The organism is Bacillus sp. UNC438CL73TsuS30 (assembly GCF_000482325.1).
Taxonomy (GTDB): Bacteria; Bacillota; Bacilli; order Bacillales; family Cytobacillaceae; genus Neobacillus.
On the sequence record NZ_AXVA01000022.1, the window covers coordinates 1 to 25,789 of the forward strand.

Genomic DNA, 25,789 nt, shown 5'->3' on the forward strand with positions numbered 1-25,789 from the left:
AGTAATTGTGATAGCGTTGAGCAAAATGAATCTTTAATTTTAAGGAAGGGGCATAAGGACGTTGTCCATTGGGGGAGTACAACGGCTCACAAAGTTTATCTGCAAAGGTAAAGTCAACCACTTGTTCCACTCGGCTCCAAAAAGGATGGGGAGGAACCGAAGAGAAGACTTCATAATCTGATAGGGTTAACTGACCAAATGATTTATATTGAATGTGCGCCATCACGATCACTCCATACGTAAGATATATCTTAATTTTACCGTACATATGGAGTGAGGTGATTAGTAGATTGGAAAATTTGGATAAAGTTTGTGAAAAAGGGGTTTTTTATGAGTTAATCGACGGTCTCGATTTTCCGATTATGCAAAGCAAAATCCCCCATTTTCACGTTTTTCGAGTCAATAGGGGAAATTTCTCCGACTATTTAAAGCTTTTTTTATGGAAATTTCTATATAAGCGAAATTGTTTCGTCTATTTATCTGATCGGGTGGTTAACCTAATCCCCCAACCTATAAACGGTGCTGCAAATGACAGAAGTTTTTGACCATATTTTTTAATTGTACAATACTTATTATCCATTATAATAATGATGCAAAATGCTAGGCCAAAGTAAATGAAATTTCGTAGAAACCTTGATAAATAAAGAAAAAGATGTATGCCAATTCATACGTCCCTTCTTGTGCCTTTAATAAGAATGCCCCCCTTAACGGAACCCTTTAACTTTTTAAAACGGTTTCAATATCATCAGCGTAATAATGATGATAAAAATGAAATTTTCTATGTATTCGGTAAGAAAAAGGCTTCTTGCTAAACGTTTATATTCCTCAGGGATTTCCTCGCCTTTATGTGTTTCCAATAGGGCTTTTATCGGTTTCGATCTTGGTGATAGCGCTAGCGGGCCCATCGCCAAGGAAATTAAAAAGAGAATAAGGCTTGTTACATACCACCCCATCCGAAATAGTGCCGGATTTAGAAATCCCATGGTCAATCCGGTAATTAACAATAACGTGCCGCCCACCATCACAAAAATATGTAATCTATGTCTAATTTTATAGGAATGCCTTAACTCCGTCATGGTATTCCCCATTCTGACCACAGTCGTTAAAATAAAACCTGGCCCCATTCCGAGTATGGCTGAAAATATATGTATGAAAACGATGATTTTGTAGAAAGTAATCACAGTATGCCCCCTCCATTCCCATCTCTAATTTTACCATATTCTTAGGAAAAAACATGTGATAGAAATGGCAGACAGATCGTAAATTAGCGGTGATTGCCCAAATGGCTTCCCATTCGTTATACTATTTTAGCATATATATCCATTGTATTTTGATTGATTTGCAGGAGGGAAAATAAAAAGAAATGGCATCGGTCATTTTCCCCGATGCCTCTTCCTTTCAACCTTTTTTCCGAAGAACATAACAGGTTCCATCCTCCGCAAAATACAAATATTCCCCCTGGTTAATATTAAAATGAACATTCTCTTTGTCGTACAGGAGTTTTGCAACTTTTACAAATTGCTCCACTTGATCACTTGTTGGATTAAAGATGATTTCCCCAGTTTTCTGCGTTGTCACAAATCCTTTCGGGTTACATGTTCGTTCCGGTTTTAATTCGGTGGTCCAGGTTCCATTGAGTAGAACAGAACTTGCGGTTACCCTAGATTTTCTGTTTTGAACGGACCAAATTTTTCGGCAATTACAACGATGGATTTTGCTCTTCATCACCAAATACCTTCTTTCAATAAGAAGATGAAAAAACGTATCATGGTAATTATATTCGGCGAGAGTTTGGCCTATTTTATCAAAAATGAAAAAGCCTGGATCCCTCCAAGCTTGTTTAATCACGCACTAAATTTCATTATTTTTTCTTATTGCCTTTACTAGTTCATCAAGCTTTTCATTTCTTTCCCGATCTAACCTTGTTTTTTCATTCATAAACTTAATAACTTTAATGACGAAAAGAATTCCCAGTACAATCAGCAATAAATAAACAATAATCGGCAAAAAGCTAAATAAGACAAATAGGCCCTCTGATGCAAAAAGTGAATGACCACTAGACACCAAAAATCCCCCCTAATTTCTATATATATGCACATTATACCTTAGTTTCCATTTTAAGTAATTATGATCATTGAAGAGGAATTTATTTTCTAGCTTTAGATTAAAATGGTAGAATAAGATTGGATAAAAAATATTATATATATAAATAAAGATTTATGGGGGATTTAGAATGTCACCTTCGAAAGTTCTTAAATGGGTAACGGGCGGTCTAGAGGCATTACTGGGAATTCCGATTCTAGGCGGAACGATTGTCTTAAGTCTTGCTTGGACACCACTGGGGATCATGCTGGTTTTACATATTATTACACTTGTTTTAGCCAAAAAGGATGGCGGTGCTGCTGCGGGGAGCATCCTCGGAATTGTGACCTCCTGCATTGCTTGGATTCCAATTGTCGGAATGATCATGCATATTGTTACAGCAATTGTCCTAATGGTCGACGCTGCAAAATCTTATCGACAAGCATAATTGCACATCAAAAGCAGTTCTAATAAGGTAGAACTGCTTTTTTAATTTAAGATAGATTCACTTTTTCGAAATGTTCAACTGTAGGAAACGGATCATAAAAATGATGTAAAAGTTTTTTCCATTCCTGATATTCATTTGATTGTCGAAATCCAACAATATGGTCTTCTAATGTCTCCCATTTCACCGTTAACAAATATTTTCCGTCAACCTCCAGACAGCGCTGTAATTCATGGGATATATAGCCGCCCATAGAGGATATTATTTTGGAGGCTTGGCGAAAAGTCTCCTCAAATTCCTGCTCTTTCCCTTGTTTAACTTGAAGCAAAGCCGCTTCTAAAATCATAAAAATCTCCTCCTGTTCAATTTACTTTAGCTATTTCTAAAACGACGAATGTAACATCCATTTTTTGTCAATTATATAGTAAAACGACTTTGAGGAGTTCTTCATGATTGCAATTGCCTACTCGATTATCTGGATTGTCGCTGCCTTTAAGTTAGCAGACCGCAATTGGAAGCCCTATTATCCCACACTACTGTATGCTTCGTTTGGAAATGCTTTATACGAACTCATATGCTATAAATATCAACTATGGCAAATGGAGCCAAATGGGCTGCCTTTTGCGATGATACCGATGTTGTTACTTATTTTACTAGGGATGCCACTATCGACTTGGATTTACCTTTCAAAATATCCCTTTAGAAAAGGGCTCTCCTCCCAAGTGCTTTACATTTCTTTATTTGTCGTCCTTTTTGGTATATTAGAATTTTTATCGATAAAATGGGGTGCCATTACCTATCACCATAACTGGAACTTATTGTGGTCACTATTATTCGTAATTGTTATGTTCATAATGCTCCGGGTTCATTATCAGAGACCATTGCTGGCACTTATCCTATCTGTCATTTTTTCTGTTTTTCTATGTTTGGTGTTTGATGTTTCCCTGGATAAAATGAAGTAATTGTTAAGGCCAGAGGTTTCGCTCTGGCTTTTTCACAAATTTAATGCACTAAGAACGTTTTATCTGCGTTAAAATAGAATTTATCTGCGATTCTAAACCATTTATCTGCTTTCGGATGAATTTTATATGCGATACGATTTTTTAAAATGAAAGCCTGTACGCTTTGACGATGATTCCGTCATTTGCAGGCTCAAAATCGAATTCCGGCAGCCTTTCAAAACCAAGATTTTCATAAAGCCGCATCGCACTTTCCATGAATTCTCCGGTATGGAGCCCAATTGCACTATGTCCAAGCGCCTTTGCACGTGATATACATTCTAAAATCAACGACTTCGCCACACCTTTACCACGGGCTTCCGGCGTGACAGCGAGCATTCTAATTTCGGGATAATCCAGCTCCTCCAACAGCCCTTCGTAAGCATCCGTTTTTGCCGGGAATAACACCACACTGCCTACTATTGCACCATCCCTTTCGGCAACAATCCGAACCGCCCCTGGATGCAAATCCCCTTCTGAGGAAATGCCGTTTTTCAACGTATTCCAATGACCTTCAGGAATACGGGCAGCATGCTCCTGGTAAGCCTGGACTCTCTGTTCACGAATAAAAGGCAATTCCTCCAATCGTGACTCACGTATAATCAATAGCCCCTCATCCCCTTAAAAATTTTTCTTCCTTCTTGCTTAATTCATGGCGGTTATGCTCGGAATATAGACCTGACAGATCTGGACCTTTAGGCAAAATGCTGTTATGGCCTTTTTGGTCATCACTTGCGATATGGTTTGATAAATGATAGTGCCTCTTGATCGCATCAAAATCTGTTGTATCACCAAAGCCAGGTGTTTGATATAAATCACGTAAATAGCCCCATAAGTTTGGAAAATCCACAATACGATTTCGATTACATTTGAATGCTGAATAATAGGCACAATCAAATCGAACCAGCGTTGCATAAAGTCTAACATCTGAGTCGGTAATATAATCACCAAATAGGAACCGCTGCTTCGCAAGGCGCTGCTCTAGTACATCGAGTCGGGCAAAAAGAACATCATACGCCTCTTCATAGGCTTCCTGCGATTGGGCAAAACCGCATTTATACACCCCATTGTTCACTTCATGGAAGATGACGTCGTTTAGAGCATCAATCTCTTCACGTAAGTGTTCCGGATACAAATTCGGTGCATTTTCCTTATGAAACGGTGCCCAAGAAGTTTCAAGATAGTTTGTTAGTTTAAAATAATCATTGTTAACGACCTTTTGTTCCTTCACATCAACAAATACAGGAACCGTTGGCCGTCCCATATAATCGGGGTCAGTTTTTTTGTAGATTTCACTTAGGTAGCGTATTCCTAGAACTGGGTCTACACCGTTCTCATCCAAAGAAAATTCCCAGTCCACATGCGCAAGCTTTGGACGCATTGGACTTGCAGTTCCCAAACTAATAACGTCCTCTAATCCTAGTACTCTTCGAACAATCACCGACCGATGTGCCCAAGGACAAACGGCGGACCATAACAGCCGGTATCTGCCTGCTTCTACCAGAAGCTCACCCTCGTTTGTACCAAAGGGCGTAGTAAATCTATTTTTTTGACGTTTAAAAGAACCATTGGAGCTTATTTCCGTAACAGTTCCTGAAGTCGTTTCGTTTTTTGGCATGGTGGTCACCTCTCAAGAATTAAATATTGGATTTTACATGAGCTACTCAAATATATGGGGATTTTTTCTGTTAAATATAAGTTTTTCAATAGGTTTAATTCATTTTAGACTTTTCTATGTTTTTAAGTCAATCAATACAGGTTGAATATTCTGAAATTACTGAGGCCTGATTAATTGACTTCTTTATTCGAGATACTTACCATAGTACCTAAATTCGTTAGGGAGATGAGCACCTTGCAAGTGAAGGAATTAGGGGATTATTTAGTGAACTTCAGACGAAATCTTCATTTGGAGCCAGAATTGTCAAATGAAGAATTTGAAACGACGAGAAAAATTAAAGAAGCGCTGCTATCGCAAAATATTAGCATCCTTAACCTGCCGCTGAAAACAGGTGTGGTAGCTGAAATTAAGGGAAGTAAACCCGGTCCAACTATTGCGCTTCGTTGCGATATTGATGCATTGCCAATTTTGGAACAATCCGAGGTAAGCTTTACCTCAAAACGTCAAGGCGTAATGCACGCTTGCGGGCATGATTTTCATACCTCTGTCATTTTAGGAACAGCTTTTTTATTAAAAAAGGAAGCGGACGACTTAGCCGGAACCATTCGACTGATTTTTCAACCTGCGGAGGAAACGGGTCATGGTGCTAGAGCAATCCTCGACACCCATGTATTAGATGATGTGGACGTGATTTTCGGACTCCATAATGATCCGACTCTTCAGGTTGGTGAACTAGGGACAAAGCATGGTGCGCTGACTGCCGGAGTCGACCGTTTTGAAATTCAGGTTACCGCAACTGGGGCTCATGCGGCCAAACCGGAAGAAGGAAATGACCCGATTATCATCACCGGGCATATCATTTCCGCTCTGCAAACGATTATCAGCCGGAATGTGCCGCCAAAGGAGACCGCTGTTGTAAGTATTACGCAAATTCATAGCGGCTCAACATGGAATGTAATTCCGGATACTGCCTATCTGGAAGGAACAGTCCGGACATTTAGTAAGACCCAGCGAGCTTTTATTCAGAAACGCATGGAACAAATTTTACACGGAATCGGTGTGACGTTTAATGCGAAGGTAAAGCTTGGTTGGCATCCGGGGCCACCATCCGTGGATAATACGCCTGAATGGGCAGATTTTGCGATTGAGGTTGGGGCTAAAGCCGGCTACAAGACAAAAGTAGTTGAGGCCAGTTCCATTGGCGAGGATTTTGCCTTTTACCAGGGAAAGCTTCCAGGTGCTTTTGTGATGATTGGGTCAGGCGGTCCTTTCGATTTACACCATCCGAAGTTTGTTGTAGATGAAGCGGCCCTTCTACCTGCATCTGAATATTTTCAGCTTTTGGCTATAGAGGCATTGGGGAAATTAAAGCAAGAATAAACTTTTTTTGGTTGGGTTTAGCTTGAACCATTTGTTGTTTGAATACGGGAACTATACCCTTCTAATAGGTCCCGTACCACTTCTTTTTCTTTGATTGCGGACACTATGAGAACCTGAAAGTTCCCAATCTTTTTTGTTTTTCTTCCCCACGGGCACTATGAAATCCTGATGCTTCCCGGAATTACACTTTTTTCTTTCGCTAAGGGCATTATGAAACCTAATAGTTCCCACATGCCCTCTCTTTTTCTATAATCATCGAAACAATCAACTCTTATTGGAGACACTTTTCCTTTTTCTTATCTGATTCCGCTACACCCTCAATGACCTCGACTGTTTTATCTCAAAGATGATTCATTGAAAAAGGTAATTAATTTAGTGATGCCGAATATTATGTACAATGGTAATCCAATATTTTGATAGTGAAAGGGGTATATAAATTGGACAAGACCGCTTTAATTCTAGTTGATATCCAAAACGATTATTTTCCTGGAGGAAAAATGCCACTCCATGAAACAGAAGAAGCTGCGAAAAATGCGAGGGCTATCTTAGATTATTTTCGTGAAAACAATCTCCCTCTTTTTCACATTCAACACATTTTCAAAGATACACAGGCACCATTTTTTGTACCGGACACAGAAGGAGTTCAGATTCATCAAAGTGTTACACCATTAGAAAGTGAAACTGTGATTCAAAAGCATTTCCCAAACAGTTTTCTACATACTTCATTAGAAGCAGAATTAAAAAATCTAGGTATCGAACATGTAATCATTGTTGGCATGATGAGCCATATGTGTATCGATGCAACAAGCCGTGCGGCTGTAGACCTTGGCTTTAGTTGTACAATCCTTGAAGATGCATGTACATGCCCGGATCTTACCTTTAACAATAAAACCATTAAGGCTGTAGATGTCCACGCTGCGTTTATGGCGGCACTTGGAAGCCTATATGCTGCCATCAAAACAACCGATGATTTCCTTGTTAAAACAACATACTGATAACTATTTTTCAATAAGCAATAGGAGAACCTATTTGTTGATTACGGCCACAAAGAACTGTCTCATGGCCGTAATCTTTTTTTGATGAAACACAAATCCACCGTTAATTAATGATTCCAGAATTCAGCAGCTCCAATTGAAGGTTTACCTTTATTGGGATCTCTTTAATTGCTATATTTTTATATTTTTCCTCCCAAAGCCGATGATGATGGACCCTGATTTCCTCTTCTATTCCAAATCCATCACAATTCGCTTTTTGTAACTTTGATATCATTTTTTTGGAAGTATTGGTTAATCCTGCTTTTATTTCGTTATTGAGCTGTTTTAAAAGCAACGGACTGGTTAAATGATTTTTAGGAAATTCTCTAATCCGATATTGGAGCTTTAAGGCTAAATTAGCTGTAACTGCATCATTTTTCACATTTAATTTTGTCTTTGGCCGAGAATTGAGAATTTCAACAATTACATAATTCAATTGGTTTTGTTTATTACGATGATTCGTTTTCACCAAGAAGGAAACCTGCTGTTTTATGCCTCCACTAAGTAGTAAAAATAGCTTTGCTTCCGGAATCGTTATTTTTCCGGTCATTTTTTCATTATTAAATAGGGCCATACCTACAGACTCTGCCCGATGACCCTCACTATGGATTTTGATCAGCGGCAGCAACGGGTCTTTTGTATGCTTTAGTAATAAAGGGCAAACTGATTGAACATTATAGTCAGTATAAAACCCGGTAGCTACCCCACTTTTTAAAAACTCATCGTAATAACGTCCGTTTAAATTAGCCTCTTCCTGTTTTAAGCTAATGGCATCAGTCGCCCTACCTTCAATAATAGCCACTTTTGCACCAAGAGCACCTTTAGGATTCCGATAAATAGAATCAAGTTCCTGATAGAGACCTTTTGCTGCAATCCTCTCTCCGAAAAGAATTACTTGAGTTTTCGAAGTGTCAATTCTTTCAGAAATTTTTAGATCCTCCTGTAACAACGTATCTAATGCAGTTGCTCCATTTGAGGTAAGAATAGTGCTTTTCGAAGAAGTTGTTGAGCTAGAAGTTAAATTTCCTGAACTTCCTAAACCAATTGGGTACGAGGTACTAGCAACTACTTCCCCCTTTAGGCCAACATCATATCCAATCAGTTCAATTATTTTTTGCTCTTTCAAAAGCCGCTGATCCCAACAGCCTGTTAAGAAAAACGGAATACAAACTACCATAAACCATCTAATTGTTATTTGCATTAAATACACCCTTCTGCCTCTTTCTAAATAAAAGGGATATGATTAAAAGAGATATAGGAACAGCCATAAAAAAGATGAAACCAACATAGGTAGTGAACTGCGTTAATTTTTCTATCGCTTTTTGATTATTAAAGAATAGGGCAAAAGTAAAACAAATGATGGCTGATAAATAAACGAAAGACTTTCTATTCCATTTTTTTATTAAAAAAGTGCCTGCTAAAGATGCACCGTAAAGGTAGCTTATAAAGGATGTCCCCACCAAAATAATCCACAGAGAAATAAGGATTAAATCAGGTCTTTCGATAATTTTGAAAGTAAATGACTTTAAAAGATAAAGGACAGGCTCTGGAAGCAGCAGCATTTCGTCATTACTAAAGTAAATTAAGCAGACAAAGGTTAGGAATGAATACAATAGGGTGATAAATAAATTAGCCAATGTAACAGCTTTTACCCGCCCCTTTCCTGTTGCCATTACAAAAGGTGATACAATCAAAAACATTTCCATCCCCTGCCATGCTAATGTGGCATGTGAAGCTCCTTTTATAATGTTCAAAATTCCAGAATGACCAATCGGCATGATATGATGGATATTTCCACTTCCGAAAGCTATTGGAGCAATTAATATAAAAACGAATAAAACAAAAGTAGCGATAAAATAAAACCTGGCAATTACCTTAAGATTTTCGACCGCCATGTAAATTCCGATGGAACACATCAAAATAAGGATCACCCAATAAGGAGTGTAAATGAGCATCCATTTTTTTATAATGTAGACAAATAAAATTAGAATGGTGGAGCCAGTTAGTAAGAAATAAAATGCATAAAAAAGGGTTAAGCATTTTCCCAAAAACTTTCCCAAAATGGATTGCAGGATTTGAAATAAATGCTGCTTAGGGAACCGATTACATAAAATCAGATAGAAAATAGCAAGACCCTCCATCATAATGCCTGTAAGAAGAAGGGATATCCAGCTATCTCCTTTTGCAAATTTATGAATAGCGTATGGTAAAGAAAGAAAAGCCACCCCTATTTGAGTCTGTATTAAAAAGGTAATGAGCTGAAGCTTCGTAATTTGATTTTCATTCTTCATTTTTTTCCCATCTTCTTGGTCGATTTAGTCGTTTTTTATTTTGAACTAATAACTCTCTAGGCCGGAACTTTAAAAGCCAAATTGGAAATCGAATGATGGCATCCTTCATCCCTTGTAGATTAAACGGAGCAACAGGTGTAAAATACGGTGTTCCAAGTGACTCAAGTTTGCAAAGGTGACCAACGATAAACATTAAAGAAAATATGATTCCGACAAAACCAAAAGTAGCGGCAGAAAGCATAATTGGAAAGGTTAACAGCCGGACAGTATTACTCATTTCATAGGATGCAATCGTATAGGATGATATAGACGTAAGGGCAATCACGATAACCATAATATTTGATACTAATCCTGCAGAAACAATTGCATCCCCGATGATGAGACCACCGACAATCCCAATTGTTTGTCCTATTGGCGAAGGAAGGCGAATTCCTGCTTCTCTGATTAATTCAATCGTGAACGCCATAATCATTGCCTCGATTAAAGGTGGAAACGGAATGTTCTCTACCGAGTTTTTTACAAGAACTAAAATTTCATTCGGGATAATTTCAAAATGGAAGCCAATCACTGCAATATATAAAGCTGGTAATAAAAGTGAGAGAAAAAAGCTCGTTACTCTTAAAAGTCGAAAAGCAGAGCCTGTTAGAATCCGGCTGTTGTAATCATCAGACGTTTGAAAGAAGGAGAAAAATGATACTGGAAAAACAAGAACATCACAGCTTCCTTCAGACAATAAGATGATTCTCCCCTCCATTAATTGGGCAATGGTCCGGTCAGGCCTTTCTGTGAAGAGTATATGTGGAAACGGAGAAAATGGCTGATCCTCAATTAACTCTTCTAAATACCCGGGGCTAAAAGTCATATCTGTGGATAGCGTTTTAAGTCTTTCTTCAAGTCTTTTTACCAACGTAAGGTTTGATATACCCTCCATATAGACAACGGCTAATTGGGTGTTCGTATATTGACCGGTACGATAATAATTAATTCTAAGCTGTTTATTCTGAATCCCTTGCCTGATAAAGCCTAAATTTGTAGATAGACTTTCAACAAATCCAACATGTGATCCTCTTACAGTTTTTTCACTATCGGGTTCCTTGGGGGTTCGTGATAAGTCTTTCTTTGTATTAAATGAAAAGAGATCATCCTCTCCTTGAACGATCAAAATTGTATTTCCTTGTAACAATGCATTTATGGTATCTTCAAGCATAATCTTACTTTTTGTTTCAGCAGTATATGGAATGTCACCAAAGTCTAATTCTGGATTTTTACTTAAAGGAACTAAGATACTTTCCTGGATTTTCTCCGAATCTGAAATGGTTTCTAAATAGAAAAGAATTCCTTTCTCCTCATGATATAGAATAGGAAGCATTAACAAATCCTCGGTGTTACCAAAAGCATCCTTAATAAACTCTACACGGCACTCGAATGCAGACTTTCCAATGTCTGAAGGCTTTTTATTTGGTTCATGATTAAATAAAGGTCGTTTCATAAATGAACTCCTATGTCTAAAATGTTCATTTTATGTTCTTCAAATTTTTCCTAACTTATCCCTAGAAATGAAAAAGAACCCTGAAGTAGGTTACTCTGGGTTCTATCGACTGTTATTTATGTTTAGTAAAATAGTAAAGAAACCACACCGCATGGTTTTGCTCGTCTGCTGCAGCTCTCCGAAATACTTCTTTTATATGCTCCGTTGTAGCTGTATCGGCAATTTCCATATAAAAATCAACCGTTTTTTGTTCATCTTTTAGCGCAAATTCTAACCCGTCTAAATAAGCCGCCGGACACTCCTCCACAATCTTCGGCTGCGGTTGTCTCCCCGTGAGACTCACATATATTTGCTGGAATTGTTGAAAATGCTTGACTTCATCTTGACGAATTTCAAGGATTCTCTGCCGTTCTTCCTCATTTTTAGCCATATTTGCTAATTTTGAATAACAATTGATTGCACTATACTCACCGTTGACAGCCTTTTCAACATCACTGATTAAAGTGTTTGGTTGTCTAAAAAGAGCATCATGATAATTTGTATATGGATACATCCCATACCCTCCCCGTTATATTCTTACTATCCTATGGAAAAGTGAGATGCTGGGTGCATATACAAATTTTTTTTGCATAATATCTTGTCCGATTAAATTTAACGATTGATTAGTATATGACTATCCCTTAAAAAGCTCTATTTTAAATAAAGAATTTCGAAACGGGAATACTAAATTTATCTATTTGGCTTTGGGAGGTATAAACTTGAGTACTCGTGAAAATACATTGTCCATTTTCGCTTTAGGCGGCATCAACGAAATCGGTAAAAACATGTATGTGGTCCAATATGCAGATGATATCGTCATTATCGACTGCGGAGGTAAGTTTCCCGATGAAAGTTTATTAGGAATTGACCTAATTATCCCTGACATTACCTACCTTGAGGAAAATCAGGAAAAAATCCGCGGGATGATTGTGACCCATGGACACGAGGACCATATCGGCGGAATCCCATACATTTTACGAAAAATAAATGTTCCTATCTATGCAACTCGATTTACCCTTGGTTTGATTGAACTGAAGTTGGAGGAACACCGCCTCAAAGGTGACACGAAACTCTTACAGATTGACTCTGACTCCATACTAGAACTTGGTAAAATGAAAGTTTCCTTTTTTAAAACGAGCCACAGTATTCCAGATTGTCTGGGGATTGTTTTTCACACACCTGAAGGGAATGTCGTCCATACAGGCGACTTTAAATTTGATTTAACTCCTGCCAATAATGAATCATCCGATATTCATAAAATGGCCAAGATTGGCAGCGAGGGGGTTCTAGCGTTAATCTCTGAAAGCACCAATGCTGAGCGTAAAGGGCTGTCTCCATCCGAGCAAATGGTCGGTGACCATATGGACGAGGCCTTTATGAAAGCCCATGGAAAAATCATTGTATCTACGTTTGCATCGAATGTGAATCGGATTCAGCAGGTTGTCAATGCAGCCATGTTGACGAATCGAAAGCTGGCACTGCTCGGCCGAAGCATGGTAAATGTTGTAGGTGTTGCAATCGAACGTGGGTATTTAACCGTACCTGAAGGGATGTTGATTGAGGCACGTGATGTTGATCCATTGCCGCCTGAAAGAGTAGCAATTTTATGTACCGGGAGCCAGGGAGAACCAATGGCGGCTCTCGCCCGCCTTGCTAGCGGAAGCTATCGGGATGTCGCAATTTATCCAGACGACACCGTTATTTTAGCAGCATCCCCTATACCTGGAAATGAAAAAGATGTATCGCGGATTATTGATAATCTCTTTAAACTAGGCGCAAGAGTCATTTATGGCTCCGGAAGTTCAACCGGAATGCATGTTTCCGGGCATGGGTATCAGGAAGATCTAAAGCTTATGCTTACCTTGATGAAACCAACCTATTTTATTCCGATACATGGTGAATACAGAATGCTCCATCATCACCAGTTGCTGGCGGAATCTGTTGGAGTAGAAAAAGGTAACACCTTTATTATTAAAAATGGTGACGTTGTTGATATTGAAAATTCCGTTGCACGTCAGACTCGCAGTATCCCTGCCGGGGATACGTATGTGGATGGTATGGGGGTTGGAGACATCGGCGAAGTCGTGCTGCGTGATCGCAAGCAGCTTTCTGAAGATGGAATGCTGGTGGTTGTGATTACAATCAGTAAATCAGACCGAAAAATTATTTCCGGTCCGGACACGATTACCCGCGGTTTCGTCTTTGTAAAAAATTCGGACGATCTCCTTAAGGAAGTAAATCGTCTGGTTAAAAAAACCGTCATCGACTTACAAGAAGATAATGTACGGCAATGGAGTGTCATTAAACAAAATATTAAAAAATCAGTTGGACAATATCTATTCACCCAAACAAAGAGAAAGCCGATGATTCTGCCGATCATTATTGAAATCTAAATTCACAAAAATGGCTCAGTTCACTGCACTGAGTCATTTTTCGTATTTTCAGTATCGGTTCTAAACCTTAAAACGACATTCATTCGTTTTTAATAATTTTTTCAGAGACCCTTCATTTTGTCTCTGTAAATATATGTTACGTTTTATAGGTATTAAAATTCGAGAGGAGAAATCTTACCTATGAAAAAGAGAATGGGCTTTTTATTTGCAGCAGTGGCTTTAATGGTAATGATGTTAAGCGCATGTGGAAGCACTAGTAATAATTCTTCAAACACGACGACATCTTCTAGCAAAAAGTCAGATACCACAACACAGACAGCTAAAACCGAGAATACACAAAAGGTTGCCGCAAAAAATGCTTCTACAGGAAATGTAGTTACTATCAAGGTTATGGCAAAGGATTTTGAATACGATAAAAAAGTGATCCATGTTAAAAAGGGTGATAAAGTAAAAATCATTCTCCAAAGTGATGACGGCGGTCATGGCTTTGCACTTCCAGCATTCAATGTTAACATTCAGGGGAATAAAAGTGCTGAATTTATTGCTAATAAAACTGGGACATTTGAATACCACTGTTCTGTAGTATGCGGAGCAGGACATTCTAAAATGACGGGAAAATTAATAGTAGATTAGTATTTTTTCTATAAAAGGGATTTTCTAATAAAGATCCTAAAAAGAAAAGAGTTGGCGAAAAACAATACTAGTTTTCCCAACTCTTTTTTCTCCAAAGTTAAAAATTTGTTGATAATTTCTTTTGTAAAAGTTATGGGTAATTCTTGCGCAATAATTTTGAGAGGGCCGCTTACTCTTTGAGTTAAACTAAGCATAATCCCGTGTTTCACATTAAAATGGAAACTAAGTCTTTTTCGTGGATAATCTCTCCCCATGGACGAGCATATTATTCTTGAGTGGAAGGTGAATGGATTTAAACATAATCCTCAAGATTTGGTTAGCCAACTTGAAGATGAATGTGATTTTTAAATTTAATATGATATGAAAATAAAAAACACGGAGGAGCATAATTTATGAACATCTTATGGGATTTTGACGGAACGCTTTTTGATACGTACCCGGCACTTTTAGAAGGATTTATGCAATTAACTCCCCAAAAACTGGATCGGGGTGAAGTCTTAAAATGGCTGAAAAAGGACTCGAAAACAGCGTTTAAACATTATGGGATTAGTGAAGAACAACGAGGAAAATACGAAGAATTATACAACTACTATTCAAAACTAAATAGTAAACCGTTTGATCACATCGAAAATGTGTTATCAACTGTTAACAGCAATGTCATCGTCACTCACCGAGATAAGGAATCTACCATCTATCTCTTGAAAAAGTTCAATTTAAAAAAGTATTTCAAAGACATTGTTTCTGTTGAAGAAGATGGTTTTATTCGAAAACCCCATCATTCCTCTTATGAAGACGTTCTTAAAAATCACAAAATAGATTTGGTGGTCGGGGACCGGGAACTGGATTTAATTCCAGCGAGAGAATTAAAGATTAAAACGGTTGCTTTTCAAAACAAAGGTATTGAGGCAGATTTTCATATTGAGAGTTATGCAGATTTTATGCCTGTGGTACTTCAAGACGATGTTCGCAGATAAAAGTCGGTTTTACGCAGATAAATCAGTTACTATCGCAGATAAATCGAATCAAAGCTAATTTTAACAGCCAGGCAGATGCCTGGCTCATGGATCTTGATTTTTAATTAATCGTTTGATTAGTATACACTATTTCAGCAAAACCCTGATCTACCAAAGCTTATGCCGTTCAATTAAACGTTTAATTAATATATACTTTTTTTTGGAAACAAGGCTTTTATTGAAATAACAAATCCACTTCCTTACGCAATTCTTCTAATAAAGAAAAGTTCCCCAGGGTTCCCAAGCTTTCTACGACATTCGTGTAATACCACTTTTGCTTTTCCTTGCCGCGGTTAAACCTCTTCCAAACCTCTTCGCCAACTTGTTCGTAGTCATTTCGGATTGATCGAATATTATGTAGTTTATCCGCACAAGCAACAGCACGGATTTCCATCGAAGCGGTTTTTAAAAATTCAATCGTATGTTCCTTTCGTTTCTCCCAAGAGAGCGATTTATCTGGTTCAGAACAGCCCGCAACGATTTCAGCAATTTTTTCGCCAAATTTACGTTTAAGATCTTCCAAAGTTAAATCGGTATCTTCAACCGTATCATGCAGGATTCCTGCTGCCACAACATCATCCATATACCCTGCTTTCAAAAGAAGCATTCCCACTGCCACAGGATGTGTTATGTAAGGGATATCCGTAAGTTTTCGGTACTGACCTTCGTGGGCTTTACTAGCTGTTTGAAGTGCTTTTTCAACAATTTCCATCGTGACCTCCTCCCTTTACCTTTATTTTACCATTGGTTCTCACTGATAAAGTTATCAAAAAAATAGAGCCCGGAGCCGAGCCCTTTGTTTTTCATAAAAAGGTTATCCAACCTGTTGATTATGTTTTAATTGCGCAGCTATTTTTTGATAGGCACTAGCTTCCTTGACCATCCCTTTTTGCTGATACATTTTACTAATTCTTAAAACGGGAATTGGGTTTTGCGGCTGTAATTCCATCTCCCAGAAGAAGCAATCGATGGCCTTATCATATTGCTGAAACTCTGCGTAATAATCCCCCAGTTCCATCATCCGTTCTGGGTCCTCTTCCAACCCGGCCATTTTATTGATTTTTTCAAACACCTTTAAATGGGGGATTGTCTCATTAACAGGGATTAGTTTATTGCGAACCGTTTGGAGGTCATGCTCTTCTAAAAGGAGAATAGCCAGTTGGGACATCTTTTGTTCCATCTGGATTGTTTTCTTATCATCGGGAAGATGTTTCAGCAAGGCAAGGAAATCGTCCAAGTGTGTGAACACAAACTTAGGGTCGGAATTTCCCCAAATGTTGGTTAGAATCGTTTCGTAGGAATGTGGCAGGTCATCTAAAAAGGTGAATAAATATAGGGCAGCTTTCTCGGTGTTACCTTTCGCAACCATTTTTTCAATCAGTTGTTTTGATTCAGGAAGCTCTTTAAACGGGTTAATGTTTGCCTCACTTAAAACGAGCATCCATTGTTCTAACGTTAGAAATTTTAGTGCAAGCGAAGTAGATTTTTCAAGGTTCTCTTCTCTTTGAAGTTTTTCAACTCGTTCCAGCCACAGCAGTAACACTTCAACATTACAATCCTGCTGCGTAAATATTTGTTCTAAAAATTGATGTTCCTTTGGATTTAAACGGTTTTGGAAGCAGTGCATATCTACGTAAAGTGGGTCCTTTTTAAGGATTTCAGACAAACTGGAGGTATTGTAAAAATCGTTGTAAGAAAAATATTCGTGTGATTCTAAGCGTTCCTTTGCCGATTTTAAGGAAGGAGCAAAGTTACGTAAAATTTGAATTACCTGAAAGGATTTCATAAACTTGCCGTTTCTTCTATGATGATAATATATCTTGTCAATCATTTCGATGAGCTGATTTTTTTCAAAAAAGGAGTCAAGTGTTGTGGCAATATAGGCTACTTCTTGCAGTGAAAAATGCAGTTGGAGTTCTGTGAAGAGTTTATTTTTGCTCGGAATTGACACGTTTAAATGGGGGATAAATATGGGTAACATTGGATTGGGAGCCTTAAGAATAATTCCTTCTCGAAACACTTTATCGATAAAAGTATCTTCAATGGTATTAGTGAGTTTGTCACCATAAATAAAAGAGTTTTTATAGTAAACAAGATAATATTTATCCTGTTCTTCTGTGATCACTTCGACTACCTTGGTTCTTGCAAAAAGAGCGGCACGAAGAATATTCCCTTTTATGATTCTCTTTTTATCCTTTATTGATATTTCAGTTGGTATCATCAGTTCTTTATCCATTTAGACCTGCCCCCTATCATCATTTTGACTCATACCTTTGACTTTATTATATCATACGTCTAAAAAAAGAGTGCATCAGGCTATTTTTGCTAAAAAGGAAAGGATCTGGCGCAAAGTGGTTCATTTTCGCCAGATCCTTTTTGGTCTTAAAGGGGGTTATGCCCTTATGCCTTCTCTTTTTTTAGTGGATCCCCCGAATATCCACCAAATTCCATTAAAAGCAAAGGGAGGAATTCTAATAATACAAAAGACATGGGATGGTATATCATAAAAGTGCTAAGGAAATTAATGTGTTAAAAGCCTTTATTGATTTTATAAAAGAAACTGTGGGACCCTCTTCTATATAAAAAGTTGGGCCAGATCGAGATGGCCCTACTACCAATTAAGATAACATTTTGTCTAGATAGGTAATGATTTCTACCTTATTGTTTGATACCTTTTCCGCTCTTTTAATGTCTTTCTCTAATTTTTCTTGTGATTTTTTCAGGATTTCTTCTTCTCTTTCACGCGGTATTACTACAACACCATCCGCATCTCCTACTACAAGATCACCAGAAGAAATGGTTACACCGCCGCATGAAATAGGTCCATTAATACTGCCATTTCCCGTTTTATTGCTTGCAGCTATTGTAGTCCCTTTACAAAACACAGGATAATTTAATTCCTTTGCTCCTATAATGTCACGAATAACACCATCCGCAATAATCCCTTTAATGCCAAGGGTTTGGGCCATCCCGAGAATAAAATCACCTGCAATGGCTCTGCTCGTATCCCCTTTTGCGTCTATAACAATGACCTCCCCTGGCTTTGCTTCGCGTATGGCTTTTAGTACAACAAGATTATCCCCTGCTTGCATGTTCACAGTAAATGCGCGTCCGGCAACCCGGTATTCTTCTTTTAAAGGTTTGATTGATGCATCCAAGTTTGTCATTCCATCTAATGCATCGGAAATACAAGTGGTTGGTATGTCTTGAAATCGATCAACAATATTCATTTTTTCTCCCCCTGATTTTAATTTTTACACCAGATTAATAGCATCAACAAATGTATTTGCTAGTATCTTTACCATACCAATCTTTCACCTATTTGATAAAATCGAAATATTTCATATTGGTTTATTCTTTATTTGAATGAACTTTAACGTGGATGGTTAAAACTTTATTAATCAAACGGTCGACAGAAAGAGTCCCATTCATAATGAAAGACAAATCTAATTAAACGTTTGATTAGTGTATGCTATTTAAGAAAAAGCCTGATTATTCATGGAATCAAATTTTAATTAAACGTTTGATTAGTATACACTAATCATCAGAATCTTTAGTGGAAAGCGAGATGACTTGAGTATGAAAAACATTACAAAATTTATAATAGCAAAACCTGCTCATGAAGTATTTGAAGCATTTGTTGACCCAGCAAAAATTGGTAATTTTTGGTTTTCAACAAGCTCAGAGAGATGGGAATCTGGAAAAACGGTTGCATTAACATATAAAGAATACAATGCGGAACTTGAAATAAAAGTCATAAATGTTGTTGCAGATCAGAAAATTGTGTTTAAATGGGGCCCAGTTGAAGATGAGCATCAGGTGACAATCTCACTAAATAAGGTAGACTCGTCCTCTTCGATTATTGAAGTTACAGAAGATGGTTTTGACGAAAATGACCCTGAATTCGTACATAATCTGGTCGACAATAAAGAAGGCTGGGTATATATGTTGACCTGTTTAAAAGGGTATCTAGAAAACGAAGTCAATACGTTGAGGGGCGCTTTAGTTAAAGAGTAGTAGTCAATAACCCCGTTGAACAAGGGAGTCCAACGGGGTTAAACTTTTTAGTGAAATTACTTACCTTTTTTAATCATTTCAAAAATGTTTTTCGCCTGATCTGTATTGTTTATTTTTCCTGTAAAAAGGTCGCTTCCGGGTCCGTAGGCATAAATGTTCACATCATCCCCCGTATGCCCGCTGGTTGTCCAGCCAGTTACGGATCGGTTATCGAAAATCTTTTCAATTGCATTATCAATTTCAGTTACGTTTTTCGATTCGGCCGCTTTTTTTACCAATCGGATTTCTTCGGGTTTCAGTGACAACTCAATATTACTTTTTAACGTTTGTTCTACATCTACACCTTTTGCAATTTGTTCAGCCATAAAGTCAGGAGTATGCTTTGCAGCTAGTATTGGCGCTGCAAACCAGTTATAATTCCCCTTTGCTCCGACTGAAAAACCGCCTGTTGAATGATCTGCAGTAGCAACCACCAATGTATGCTTATCTTTTTTAGCAAAATCAATTGCCGCTTTAAACGCATTTTCGAAGTCTTGCATCTCGCTCATCGCAGCAACGATGTCGTTATCGTGACCTGCCCAGTCGATCTGACTTCCCTCAACCATTAGGAAAAAGCCCTTTTTATTTTTACTTAATTTACTTAAAGCAGTTTCTGTCATCTCTTTCAAGGAAGGTATAGAAGACTCTCGATCCAGCATTTTAGGCAATCCTTCAGGGGCAAACAATCCAAGCACCTTAGTTTGTTTACTTTTAAACATTTCATTCTTATTCGTTACATAATCATAACCATCTTTTTGGAATTCCTTAGTTAAATCACGGTCGGAACGGACCAAGTTGGTTACCCCACCTCCTAGCATTACATCAATTTTGTGGTGGCCATTGATTTTTTCATCAAAATAATTGTCCGCGATGGCATCCATATTTTTTCGGTTTTTTTCATGGGCACCAAAGGCTGCAGGTGTGGCATGCGCAATCTGACAAGTCACAACGAAACCAGTCGATTTACCTTTTTCTTTTGCAGCTTCTAAAACGGATTTTACCGGTGAGCCATTGCGGTCGACTCCAATCGCCGAATTGTAGGTTTTGACCCCTGTCGCCATGGCTGTACCTGCAGCAGCGGAATCCGTTACATTATGCTTTGGGTCATCTGAGTAGGTCATTTGTTGCCCAACCAGGTATGGATCAAACGCTGTGGGCTCAAACTTTTTTGTGGTCGGATTATCCTTAAAATAGCGATATGCAGTCGTATAGGAAACCCCCATTCCGTCTCCGATTAAAAAAATGATATTGTTAACCTCCGCTCGTTCGGCCTGTGCTCCGTCATGTATGGTACCGAGTATGGTTCCAACTGCTGCAATAGAAAGTGTGGCTATGGTTAAAAAATTTTTTCGCAAAATCTTTCCTCCTAAATTTCACTATATAGGTTCAGTTTCCCCTTTTAATTTATAATCATAAGGAATTTGCCTTTTTGGGTAATCTAACATTAAAAAGGGTATGTAAATATAAGAAATTTCTTTTACGATATACACATACAATCAATTATTAATGAGAAATAGTTAAATACCTTTACTGGAGGGAAACCTGTGTTTTTATCCTATCCTATTTTAGCCGCCCTTTTAGGGATGTTGATTGCTCAATTCGTAAAGATCCCCATTCATTTTTTAACAACTGGAGAAGTGAGATGGAATCTGATGTTTAGTACTGGCGGAATGCCAAGCTCCCATACCGCAACGATTATTTCCTTAACAACAGCAATTGGGCTTACCTCAGGGTTTAAATCAAATGAGTTCGCGATTTGTGTAGTGATGTCTGCCATTGTTATGCATGATGCGACGGGTGTCCGCCGGCATGCTGGATATCATGCAGAGGTTTTAAATAAATTGTTGGTTGATTTCAATGCATTGGTCGAGACTCTAAAAGACCCTAATCTTAAAAAAACGGAATCCCGAGCAAAGCTCAAGGAACTTTTAGGACACCAGCCGGCAGAGGTATTTTTTGGTGCCATCACCGGGATTATTATTGGTTTCTTAACCTATTTGGTTTATCCATTTTCTTCCTAACTAAAACCTTTATTGAATATCTTTTTAAGGTATGATATTCTCTAATCAATAAGAAGGAAAATGCAGTGACTGACGACAACCGTGGAATTGACCACATGGAAGCTGCATTTTATACGGTCGGGTCGTCTGGGCAGAGATAGGTTTTTTTTCCTATCTCTTTTATTATTTAGGAGGGTTTTTTTCAATGGAAAAAGTCATTTTAGATGGACAACTCGTAGCAACAAATATTAAAGATGCTTTAAAAGATAAAGTGAACGTATTAAAGGAAAAAGGAGTTACTCCTTGCCTTGCCACAATTTTAGTCGGTGATGATCCATCTTCCGAGACTTATGTAAAAATGAAGGGAAATGCTTGTGAGAAGGTTGGAATTAAATCATTACGGATTCATCTGCCAAAGGAAACACAAACAGATGATTTATTAAAAACGATCGATGAATTAAACCAAGATGATTCTGTTCATGGGATTCTTCTTCAACATCCAGTACCGGCACAGATTGATGAGCGTAAAGCGTTTGAGTCCATTGATATTCGTAAGGATGTCGACGGGGTAACAAGCAGAGGCTATGGGGAAACAGCTTTGGGATTTGGAAAATATCCTTCATGTACACCTGCAGCCATCATGGAAATCATTAATTTTTATAATATACCTGTTGAAGGAAAACATGCGGTTGTTGTGGGGAGAAGTCCGATTTTAGGGAAGCCGGTATCAGCCTTACTTTTAAATGCAGATGCTACCGTAACAACTTGTCATTCACGTACCACGAATTTACCAGAAATCGTTAAACAAGCGGATATTGTGGTAGCTGCTGTGGGTAAACCTAATTTTATTCAAGGGGACTGGATCAAAGAAGGTGCAGTAATCTTGGATGCTGGATATAACAAAGGCAATATCGGTGACGTGGATTACGATGCGTGTTATGAAAAAGCTAGTGCAATTACACCTGTTCCTGGCGGTGTGGGTCCTGTAACAATTTCTATGCTATTAAAGCATACTGTAAAGTCTGCTGAGGAAACTCTTCAAAACTAATATGATTTGAGTTGAGCTGTTTTGGCTCAACTCTTTTTTTGTATTTTCATTAACCTTAAGTATGCATTTATCATCTTCACGGCCAATGCAGCGCCGTTTATAGGTTGGGGGGATTAGGTTAAGCACCCGATCAGATAAATAGACGAACCAATTTTGCTTAATTAGAAATTTTCATTCAAAAAGCTTTAAATAAACGGAGAAATTTCCCCTATTGACTCGAAAAACATGAAAATGGGGGATTTTGCTTTGCATAATCGTAAAATCCTCCCTTATTTACCCCGAAATAAGCTCCATTCTACATTTAATCGAAAAATCTTCGCTTATTTTTTACTTTTGTTAGTTACCATATTTACCCAAGGGTCCATAATTATTACAAACAAAGCTTCCAACAAAATTATTTTGTTTTTGCAGATGGAAGGGCTTGGATTATAATTATTGGTGAAGATGGCATTATTGAAATCGCAATCGTTGCTGGAAAATGTTGAACAAATGGTTGAACATATTGGCAGGGTTTATGATTTTTCCAAATCAGTTGAACCATTTGAAGAATGGTGGTGGCACTTGGACAAAGTTACCTCCGGAGATTTAGAAGTAGAAATAGGATTAAGTCCTAAAGATAAGGTTTTGTGAGCATACGAAGATTCCCTATCTTCGTATGCTTACTTCTACTTTTTCAAACTTTTCCAGTCTCCCGGCGCACAACAGGTGCTACCTCCGTTGCTAACCGCTCAATATTTTCCGCGACCTTCTCAAACGGCATACCTCCAATATCCATCTGGGCAATAAACCGCTGATGACCAAAAAGCTCGTATTGATGAAGGATTTTTTCAATAATCTGCTGCGAACTTCCTACAAATAAAGCCGTTTCCGGAGCAGCCATAATCTCAAAATCAGCTCTCGACATATGGGTACTCATGCCACGCTGGCGATTGAGATATCCCCAATAATTGGAGTGGTACGCATAATACTCATCTTTTGCCTGCTCCGTGGTTTTAGATATATAGGCATGCCCTGTGACTCCCACCTTCAAAGATTCCGGGGCATGCCCAGCTTGACTAGCCGCCTGCCGGTATATATCAACAAGAGGCTTAAATCGGTTGGGCGGACCTCCTAGGATGGCCAAGGCTAAACCAGTACCTAATCTGCCTGCTCGTGCCGCGCTCTCCGGAGTGCCGCCAACTCCAACCCAAATCGGTATTTCTTTTTGTAACGGCCTCGGAGCTATTTCAGCAGCCTGCAATGGCGACCTAAATCTGCCACTCCACGTAACCCTCTCTTCCGCATTCAGCTTCAAAAAGAGCTCAATATGTTCTTCAAACAATTCATCATATTGGTTCACGTCATACCCGAACAGCGGAAACGATTCGATAAATGCTCCACGTCCGGCAATGATTTCAGCCCGCCCGTTTGATAGTAAATCAAGTGTAGCAAAATCCTCAAAAAGACGGACAGGATCTATCGTATTTAAAACAGTAGTAGTAGTGGTTAGTTTGATTCGTTTCGTCACTTGTGACACTGCAGACAACACAATCGCTGGAGCTGATACTGCATAATCCAGACGGTGGTGCTCCCCTACTCCAAATACATCCAGCCCTAATTCATCCGCCATTTTTGCAGCTTGGATAATTTCTTTAAGTCGCTGATGCGCACTAATCGTCTTCCCTGTATTCGGATTCGGGCCTAAATCCGCTAACGTATAAATCCCAATTTCCATTTCTTTCTCTTCCCTTCTTTCTTTATAACTAGTATTCAATAGTTGACAAAAATAATTACATGTAATATGATTATCTCGAATTAAATATATTTTAATTTGAGATTCATGATTTGTAAATATATTTTCACAAAACTACAAGGGGTGTCAAAAATGAGCTTTTTCAGTAATTTATTTGGCAGTGCATCTAAGGAGGAAGAAAAAATGACCAATCCAAAATTAAAAATCGGGATTATTTTAGGAAGTACACGTCAAGGACGTGTTAGTCCACAAGTAGGAGAATGGGTGAAAGGTATTGCTGACAAACGTCAGGATGCAGATTATGAAATCGTTGATATCGCCGACTTCAAATTACCATTCCTAGGAGAAGGTACTGGCCAAGAACCAGGACTTCAAGCATGGAATGAAAAACTTGCTAGTCTTGATGGCTTTGTATTCATTGTTCAAGAATACAACCACAGCATCACAGGCGCATTGAAAAATGCATTGGATTCAGCTCGCGAAGCTTGGAACGATAAAGCAGCAGGTATTGTAAGCTATGGATCAACTGGCGGAGCCCGTGCTGCTGAGCATTTACGCGGCATCTTAGGGGAATTAAAAGTTGCAGATGTTCGCACACATCCGACTCTTTCATTATTTACTGATTTTGAAAACGGATCAGTATTCAAACCAGCTGAATTGCATCTTACAAATGTGAATGCAATGCTTGATGAAGTAATCAGTTGGAGCGGAGCATTAAAAACAGTTAGATAATTGATTTTCCTTTTAAAAATAGAGCTTGGATTCCAAGCTCTATTTTTTACATTCGATTTGTATTAACTAAAACTAACCGTACTATTATCCTCAATCAAAACTTCACTTCCCTCTTCCTTTTTTCTATTTATCCAGCTCATCTCCTGTCAAAATGAGATCCCTTGCTAATAATTTCTAAATTTGATATGATAACTGACGAACGTTCGTTAATTAGGGGTGATTTTATTGAAAAGCAATGAAATTAAGGAAGCAGCTCTAAAATATTTCACCATTCATGGTTATGAAGGAGCATCCCTTTCGCAAATAGCTGAAGAGGTCGGCATGAAAAAGCAATCCATTTACGCTCATTTTAAAGGGAAGGATGACCTTTTTCTTCAAGTTTTGCGTGATGCAAAAGAGACTGAGCTATCTTCAAAGCTCCAATATTTTGAAAAAGTTGATTCACAAAATCCCGAAAGAGATTTATACGGATTCTTACAATTGGTTATCGATCTTTTTCAGAAAAATGAGCATATAAAGTTTTGGCTACGCATGTCCTTTTTTCCGCCAGCCCATCTCGCAAAGGCAATTGAAAAGGAAGTAATCGATATTGAAGAGAAAGTACAGAAGATACTAGAAGGTAAATTTCAGGATTGGATTGATGCTAAGTTAATCACTATAGAATCTGCAAAAACACCCACCTTCGCTTTCTTAGGAGTAGTCGATTCCATTTTGCTAGAACTTGTATACGGCAATGATGATCAACGGCTGAAAGATAAATTAGCAGCCTCATGGACTGTATTTTGGAGAGGGATTTCGCATTAATG

General features: G+C 38.2%; 28 protein-coding genes, 1 pseudogene and 1 riboswitch. Of the genes and pseudogenes, 13 read left to right on the top strand and 16 right to left on the bottom strand.

The annotated features are described in order from the left end of the window. The 4 genes and pseudogenes from M028_RS29680 to M028_RS29685 all read right to left on the bottom strand — a co-directional run. Positions 1 to 223: pseudogene (locus tag M028_RS29680) on the bottom strand (transposase); the annotation flags it as partial. A gap of 502 nt (positions 224 to 725) precedes the next feature. Beyond that, a complete protein-coding gene (locus M028_RS0109115; protein WP_081810698.1) occupies positions 726 to 1,181 on the bottom strand; it encodes a DUF2269 family protein in 456 nt (151 codons plus the stop codon). 217 nt (positions 1,182 to 1,398) lie between these two features. After that, on the bottom strand, positions 1,399 to 1,725 hold the full coding sequence (locus tag M028_RS0109120; protein ID WP_026573650.1) for a hypothetical protein: 327 nt from the start codon (positions 1,723 to 1,725) through the stop codon (positions 1,399 to 1,401). Positions 1,726 to 1,851: 126 nt separating this feature from the next. Beyond that, positions 1,852 to 2,064 carry a hypothetical protein gene (locus M028_RS29685; RefSeq protein ID WP_035424006.1) on the bottom strand — a complete coding sequence of 71 codons (213 nt, stop codon included), beginning with the start codon at positions 2,062 to 2,064 and terminating at the stop codon, positions 1,852 to 1,854. A gap of 169 nt (positions 2,065 to 2,233) precedes the next feature. Here M028_RS29685 and M028_RS0109130 point away from each other — a divergent pair, with 169 nt between their 5' ends. Beyond that, positions 2,234 to 2,530, top strand: a complete 297-nt coding sequence (locus M028_RS0109130; RefSeq protein WP_026573651.1) for a hypothetical protein — start codon at positions 2,234 to 2,236, stop codon at positions 2,528 to 2,530. A gap of 46 nt (positions 2,531 to 2,576) precedes the next feature. Here M028_RS0109130 and M028_RS0109135 read toward each other — a convergent pair whose 3' ends face one another. Beyond that, positions 2,577 to 2,873 (bottom strand): antibiotic biosynthesis monooxygenase family protein, encoded by a 297-nt coding sequence (locus M028_RS0109135; RefSeq protein WP_026573652.1) that lies wholly within the window; start codon positions 2,871 to 2,873, stop codon positions 2,577 to 2,579. 103 nt (positions 2,874 to 2,976) lie between these two features. Between M028_RS0109135 and M028_RS0109140 the strand changes: the two genes are divergently transcribed. Further along, entirely contained in the window at positions 2,977 to 3,489 is a 513-nt protein-coding gene (locus tag M028_RS0109140; RefSeq protein ID WP_026573653.1) for a CBO0543 family protein, read from the top strand. Positions 3,490 to 3,630: 141 nt separating this feature from the next. Here the strand turns inward: M028_RS0109140 and M028_RS0109145 are convergent, their stop codons facing one another. Further along, complete coding sequence (locus M028_RS0109145) at positions 3,631 to 4,131, bottom strand: GNAT family N-acetyltransferase (RefSeq protein WP_026573654.1); 501 nt, start codon at positions 4,129 to 4,131, stop codon at positions 3,631 to 3,633. 7 nt (positions 4,132 to 4,138) lie between these two features. Then, positions 4,139 to 5,143 (bottom strand): glutathione S-transferase family protein, encoded by a 1,005-nt coding sequence (locus M028_RS0109150; RefSeq protein ID WP_035424008.1) that lies wholly within the window; start codon positions 5,141 to 5,143, stop codon positions 4,139 to 4,141. Between the two features lie 225 nt (positions 5,144 to 5,368). On the opposite strand from M028_RS0109150, the gene M028_RS0109155 reads away from it, so the two are divergent. Beyond that, positions 5,369 to 6,523, top strand: a complete 1,155-nt coding sequence (locus tag M028_RS0109155) for an amidohydrolase (RefSeq protein ID WP_026573656.1) — start codon at positions 5,369 to 5,371, stop codon at positions 6,521 to 6,523. Between the two features lie 437 nt (positions 6,524 to 6,960). Continuing rightward, positions 6,961 to 7,518: a cysteine hydrolase family protein gene (locus M028_RS0109160; protein ID WP_035424010.1), complete on the top strand. Its 558-nt coding sequence runs from the start codon at positions 6,961 to 6,963 to the stop codon at positions 7,516 to 7,518. A gap of 103 nt (positions 7,519 to 7,621) precedes the next feature. Here the strand turns inward: M028_RS0109160 and M028_RS0109165 are convergent, their stop codons facing one another. The 4 genes from M028_RS0109165 to M028_RS0109180 form a co-directional block, all read right to left on the bottom strand. Beyond that, positions 7,622 to 8,758, bottom strand: a complete 1,137-nt coding sequence (locus M028_RS0109165; protein ID WP_155925537.1) for a Ger(x)C family spore germination protein — start codon at positions 8,756 to 8,758, stop codon at positions 7,622 to 7,624. Further along, positions 8,742 to 9,848 carry a GerAB/ArcD/ProY family transporter gene (locus M028_RS0109170; RefSeq protein ID WP_026573659.1) on the bottom strand — a complete coding sequence of 369 codons (1,107 nt, stop codon included), beginning with the start codon at positions 9,846 to 9,848 and terminating at the stop codon, positions 8,742 to 8,744. Before M028_RS0109170 ends, M028_RS0109165 begins: the two co-directional genes overlap by 17 nt. Then, positions 9,838 to 11,337, bottom strand: a complete 1,500-nt coding sequence (locus M028_RS0109175) for a spore germination protein (protein ID WP_026573660.1) — start codon at positions 11,335 to 11,337, stop codon at positions 9,838 to 9,840. The genes M028_RS0109170 and M028_RS0109175 overlap by 11 nt, the downstream gene beginning before the upstream one ends. Before the next feature lie 112 nt (positions 11,338 to 11,449). Continuing rightward, positions 11,450 to 11,890 carry a ferritin-like domain-containing protein gene (locus M028_RS0109180; protein ID WP_026573661.1) on the bottom strand — a complete coding sequence of 147 codons (441 nt, stop codon included), beginning with the start codon at positions 11,888 to 11,890 and terminating at the stop codon, positions 11,450 to 11,452. Positions 11,891 to 12,095: 205 nt separating this feature from the next. On the opposite strand from M028_RS0109180, the gene M028_RS0109185 reads away from it, so the two are divergent. From M028_RS0109185 to M028_RS0109195, 3 genes are all read left to right on the top strand, one after another. Further along, positions 12,096 to 13,769, top strand: coding sequence for a ribonuclease J (locus M028_RS0109185; protein ID WP_026573662.1), 1,674 nt, complete (start codon positions 12,096 to 12,098; stop codon positions 13,767 to 13,769). A gap of 180 nt (positions 13,770 to 13,949) precedes the next feature. Beyond that, entirely contained in the window at positions 13,950 to 14,402 is a 453-nt protein-coding gene (locus M028_RS0109190; RefSeq protein WP_026573663.1) for a cupredoxin domain-containing protein, read from the top strand. 392 nt (positions 14,403 to 14,794) lie between these two features. Continuing rightward, positions 14,795 to 15,376, top strand: coding sequence for an HAD-IA family hydrolase (locus tag M028_RS0109195; protein WP_026573664.1), 582 nt, complete (start codon positions 14,795 to 14,797; stop codon positions 15,374 to 15,376). Positions 15,377 to 15,590: 214 nt separating this feature from the next. Here M028_RS0109195 and M028_RS0109200 read toward each other — a convergent pair whose 3' ends face one another. The 3 genes from M028_RS0109200 to M028_RS0109215 all read right to left on the bottom strand — a co-directional run bounded on the left by M028_RS0109200 (position 15,591) and on the right by M028_RS0109215 (position 18,645). Further along, positions 15,591 to 16,127, bottom strand: a complete 537-nt coding sequence (locus M028_RS0109200) for an HD domain-containing protein (RefSeq protein ID WP_026573665.1) — start codon at positions 16,125 to 16,127, stop codon at positions 15,591 to 15,593. A gap of 102 nt (positions 16,128 to 16,229) precedes the next feature. Beyond that, complete coding sequence (locus tag M028_RS0109205) at positions 16,230 to 17,651, bottom strand: tetratricopeptide repeat protein (protein ID WP_026573666.1); 1,422 nt, start codon at positions 17,649 to 17,651, stop codon at positions 16,230 to 16,232. Positions 17,652 to 18,033: 382 nt separating this feature from the next. After that, positions 18,034 to 18,645: an RraA family protein gene (locus tag M028_RS0109215; protein ID WP_026573667.1), complete on the bottom strand. Its 612-nt coding sequence runs from the start codon at positions 18,643 to 18,645 to the stop codon at positions 18,034 to 18,036. A 349-nt stretch (positions 18,646 to 18,994) separates the two neighbouring features. Between M028_RS0109215 and M028_RS0109220 the strand changes: the two genes are divergently transcribed. Continuing rightward, the gene (locus M028_RS0109220) at positions 18,995 to 19,432 is read left to right on the top strand and encodes an SRPBCC domain-containing protein (protein WP_026573668.1); all 438 of its coding nucleotides are present in this window, start codon (positions 18,995 to 18,997) and stop codon (positions 19,430 to 19,432) included. Between the two features lie 56 nt (positions 19,433 to 19,488). Here M028_RS0109220 and M028_RS0109225 read toward each other — a convergent pair whose 3' ends face one another. Next, positions 19,489 to 20,772: an alkaline phosphatase gene (locus M028_RS0109225; protein ID WP_442852779.1), complete on the bottom strand. Its 1,284-nt coding sequence runs from the start codon at positions 20,770 to 20,772 to the stop codon at positions 19,489 to 19,491. A 243-nt stretch (positions 20,773 to 21,015) separates the two neighbouring features. On the opposite strand from M028_RS0109225, the gene M028_RS0109230 reads away from it, so the two are divergent. From M028_RS0109230 to M028_RS29690, 3 genes are all read left to right on the top strand, one after another. After that, positions 21,016 to 21,492: a divergent PAP2 family protein gene (locus M028_RS0109230; protein ID WP_026573670.1), complete on the top strand. Its 477-nt coding sequence runs from the start codon at positions 21,016 to 21,018 to the stop codon at positions 21,490 to 21,492. A gap of 55 nt (positions 21,493 to 21,547) precedes the next feature. Then, positions 21,548 to 21,631: riboswitch (ZMP/ZTP riboswitch) on the top strand. A 45-nt stretch (positions 21,632 to 21,676) separates the two neighbouring features. Continuing rightward, a complete protein-coding gene (locus tag M028_RS0109235) occupies positions 21,677 to 22,519 on the top strand; it encodes a bifunctional 5,10-methylenetetrahydrofolate dehydrogenase/5,10-methenyltetrahydrofolate cyclohydrolase (RefSeq protein ID WP_026573671.1) in 843 nt (280 codons plus the stop codon). 444 nt (positions 22,520 to 22,963) lie between these two features. Continuing rightward, the gene (locus M028_RS29690; protein WP_051590982.1) at positions 22,964 to 23,149 is read left to right on the top strand and encodes a hypothetical protein; all 186 of its coding nucleotides are present in this window, start codon (positions 22,964 to 22,966) and stop codon (positions 23,147 to 23,149) included. A 43-nt stretch (positions 23,150 to 23,192) separates the two neighbouring features. Here M028_RS29690 and M028_RS0109255 read toward each other — a convergent pair whose 3' ends face one another. Then, positions 23,193 to 24,233, bottom strand: coding sequence for an LLM class flavin-dependent oxidoreductase (locus M028_RS0109255; RefSeq protein ID WP_026573673.1), 1,041 nt, complete (start codon positions 24,231 to 24,233; stop codon positions 23,193 to 23,195). 150 nt (positions 24,234 to 24,383) lie between these two features. Here M028_RS0109255 and M028_RS0109260 point away from each other — a divergent pair, with 150 nt between their 5' ends. Together M028_RS0109260 and M028_RS0109265 are read left to right on the top strand one after the other, a co-directional pair. Next, positions 24,384 to 24,983, top strand: a complete 600-nt coding sequence (locus M028_RS0109260) for an NADPH-dependent FMN reductase (protein WP_026573674.1) — start codon at positions 24,384 to 24,386, stop codon at positions 24,981 to 24,983. Between the two features lie 225 nt (positions 24,984 to 25,208). Next, the gene (locus tag M028_RS0109265) at positions 25,209 to 25,787 is read left to right on the top strand and encodes a TetR/AcrR family transcriptional regulator (protein ID WP_026573675.1); all 579 of its coding nucleotides are present in this window, start codon (positions 25,209 to 25,211) and stop codon (positions 25,785 to 25,787) included. Positions 25,788 to 25,789: the final 2 nt, after the last annotated feature.

Bases quoted from the DNA above. Each gene is read 5' to 3' on its own strand.
- M028_RS0109120 (WP_026573650.1), bottom strand. From the start codon at position 1,725: ATGAAGAGCAAAATCCATCGTTGTAATTGCCGAAAAATTTGGTCCGTT.
- M028_RS0109130 (WP_026573651.1), top strand. From the start codon at position 2,234: ATGTCACCTTCGAAAGTTCTTAAATGGGTAACGGGCGGTCTAGAGGCA.
- M028_RS0109135 (WP_026573652.1), bottom strand. From the start codon at position 2,873: ATGATTTTAGAAGCGGCTTTGCTTCAAGTTAAACAAGGGAAAGAGCAG.
- M028_RS0109140 (WP_026573653.1), top strand. From the start codon at position 2,977: ATGATTGCAATTGCCTACTCGATTATCTGGATTGTCGCTGCCTTTAAG.
- M028_RS0109150 (WP_035424008.1), bottom strand. From the start codon at position 5,143: ATGCCAAAAAACGAAACGACTTCAGGAACTGTTACGGAAATAAGCTCC.
- M028_RS0109155 (WP_026573656.1), top strand. From the start codon at position 5,369: ATGAGCACCTTGCAAGTGAAGGAATTAGGGGATTATTTAGTGAACTTC.
- M028_RS0109165 (WP_155925537.1), bottom strand. From the start codon at position 8,758: ATGCAAATAACAATTAGATGGTTTATGGTAGTTTGTATTCCGTTTTTC.
- M028_RS0109170 (WP_026573659.1), bottom strand. From the start codon at position 9,848: ATGAAGAATGAAAATCAAATTACGAAGCTTCAGCTCATTACCTTTTTA.
- M028_RS0109175 (WP_026573660.1), bottom strand. From the start codon at position 11,337: ATGAAACGACCTTTATTTAATCATGAACCAAATAAAAAGCCTTCAGAC.
- M028_RS0109180 (WP_026573661.1), bottom strand. From the start codon at position 11,890: ATGTATCCATATACAAATTATCATGATGCTCTTTTTAGACAACCAAAC.
- M028_RS0109190 (WP_026573663.1), top strand. From the start codon at position 13,950: ATGAAAAAGAGAATGGGCTTTTTATTTGCAGCAGTGGCTTTAATGGTA.
- M028_RS0109195 (WP_026573664.1), top strand. From the start codon at position 14,795: ATGAACATCTTATGGGATTTTGACGGAACGCTTTTTGATACGTACCCG.
- M028_RS0109200 (WP_026573665.1), bottom strand. From the start codon at position 16,127: ATGGAAATTGTTGAAAAAGCACTTCAAACAGCTAGTAAAGCCCACGAA.
- M028_RS0109205 (WP_026573666.1), bottom strand. From the start codon at position 17,651: ATGGATAAAGAACTGATGATACCAACTGAAATATCAATAAAGGATAAA.
- M028_RS0109215 (WP_026573667.1), bottom strand. From the start codon at position 18,645: ATGAATATTGTTGATCGATTTCAAGACATACCAACCACTTGTATTTCC.
- M028_RS0109220 (WP_026573668.1), top strand. From the start codon at position 18,995: ATGAAAAACATTACAAAATTTATAATAGCAAAACCTGCTCATGAAGTA.
- M028_RS0109235 (WP_026573671.1), top strand. From the start codon at position 21,677: ATGGAAAAAGTCATTTTAGATGGACAACTCGTAGCAACAAATATTAAA.
- M028_RS29690 (WP_051590982.1), top strand. From the start codon at position 22,964: ATGGCATTATTGAAATCGCAATCGTTGCTGGAAAATGTTGAACAAATG.
- M028_RS0109255 (WP_026573673.1), bottom strand. From the start codon at position 24,233: ATGGAAATTGGGATTTATACGTTAGCGGATTTAGGCCCGAATCCGAAT.
- M028_RS0109260 (WP_026573674.1), top strand. From the start codon at position 24,384: ATGAGCTTTTTCAGTAATTTATTTGGCAGTGCATCTAAGGAGGAAGAA.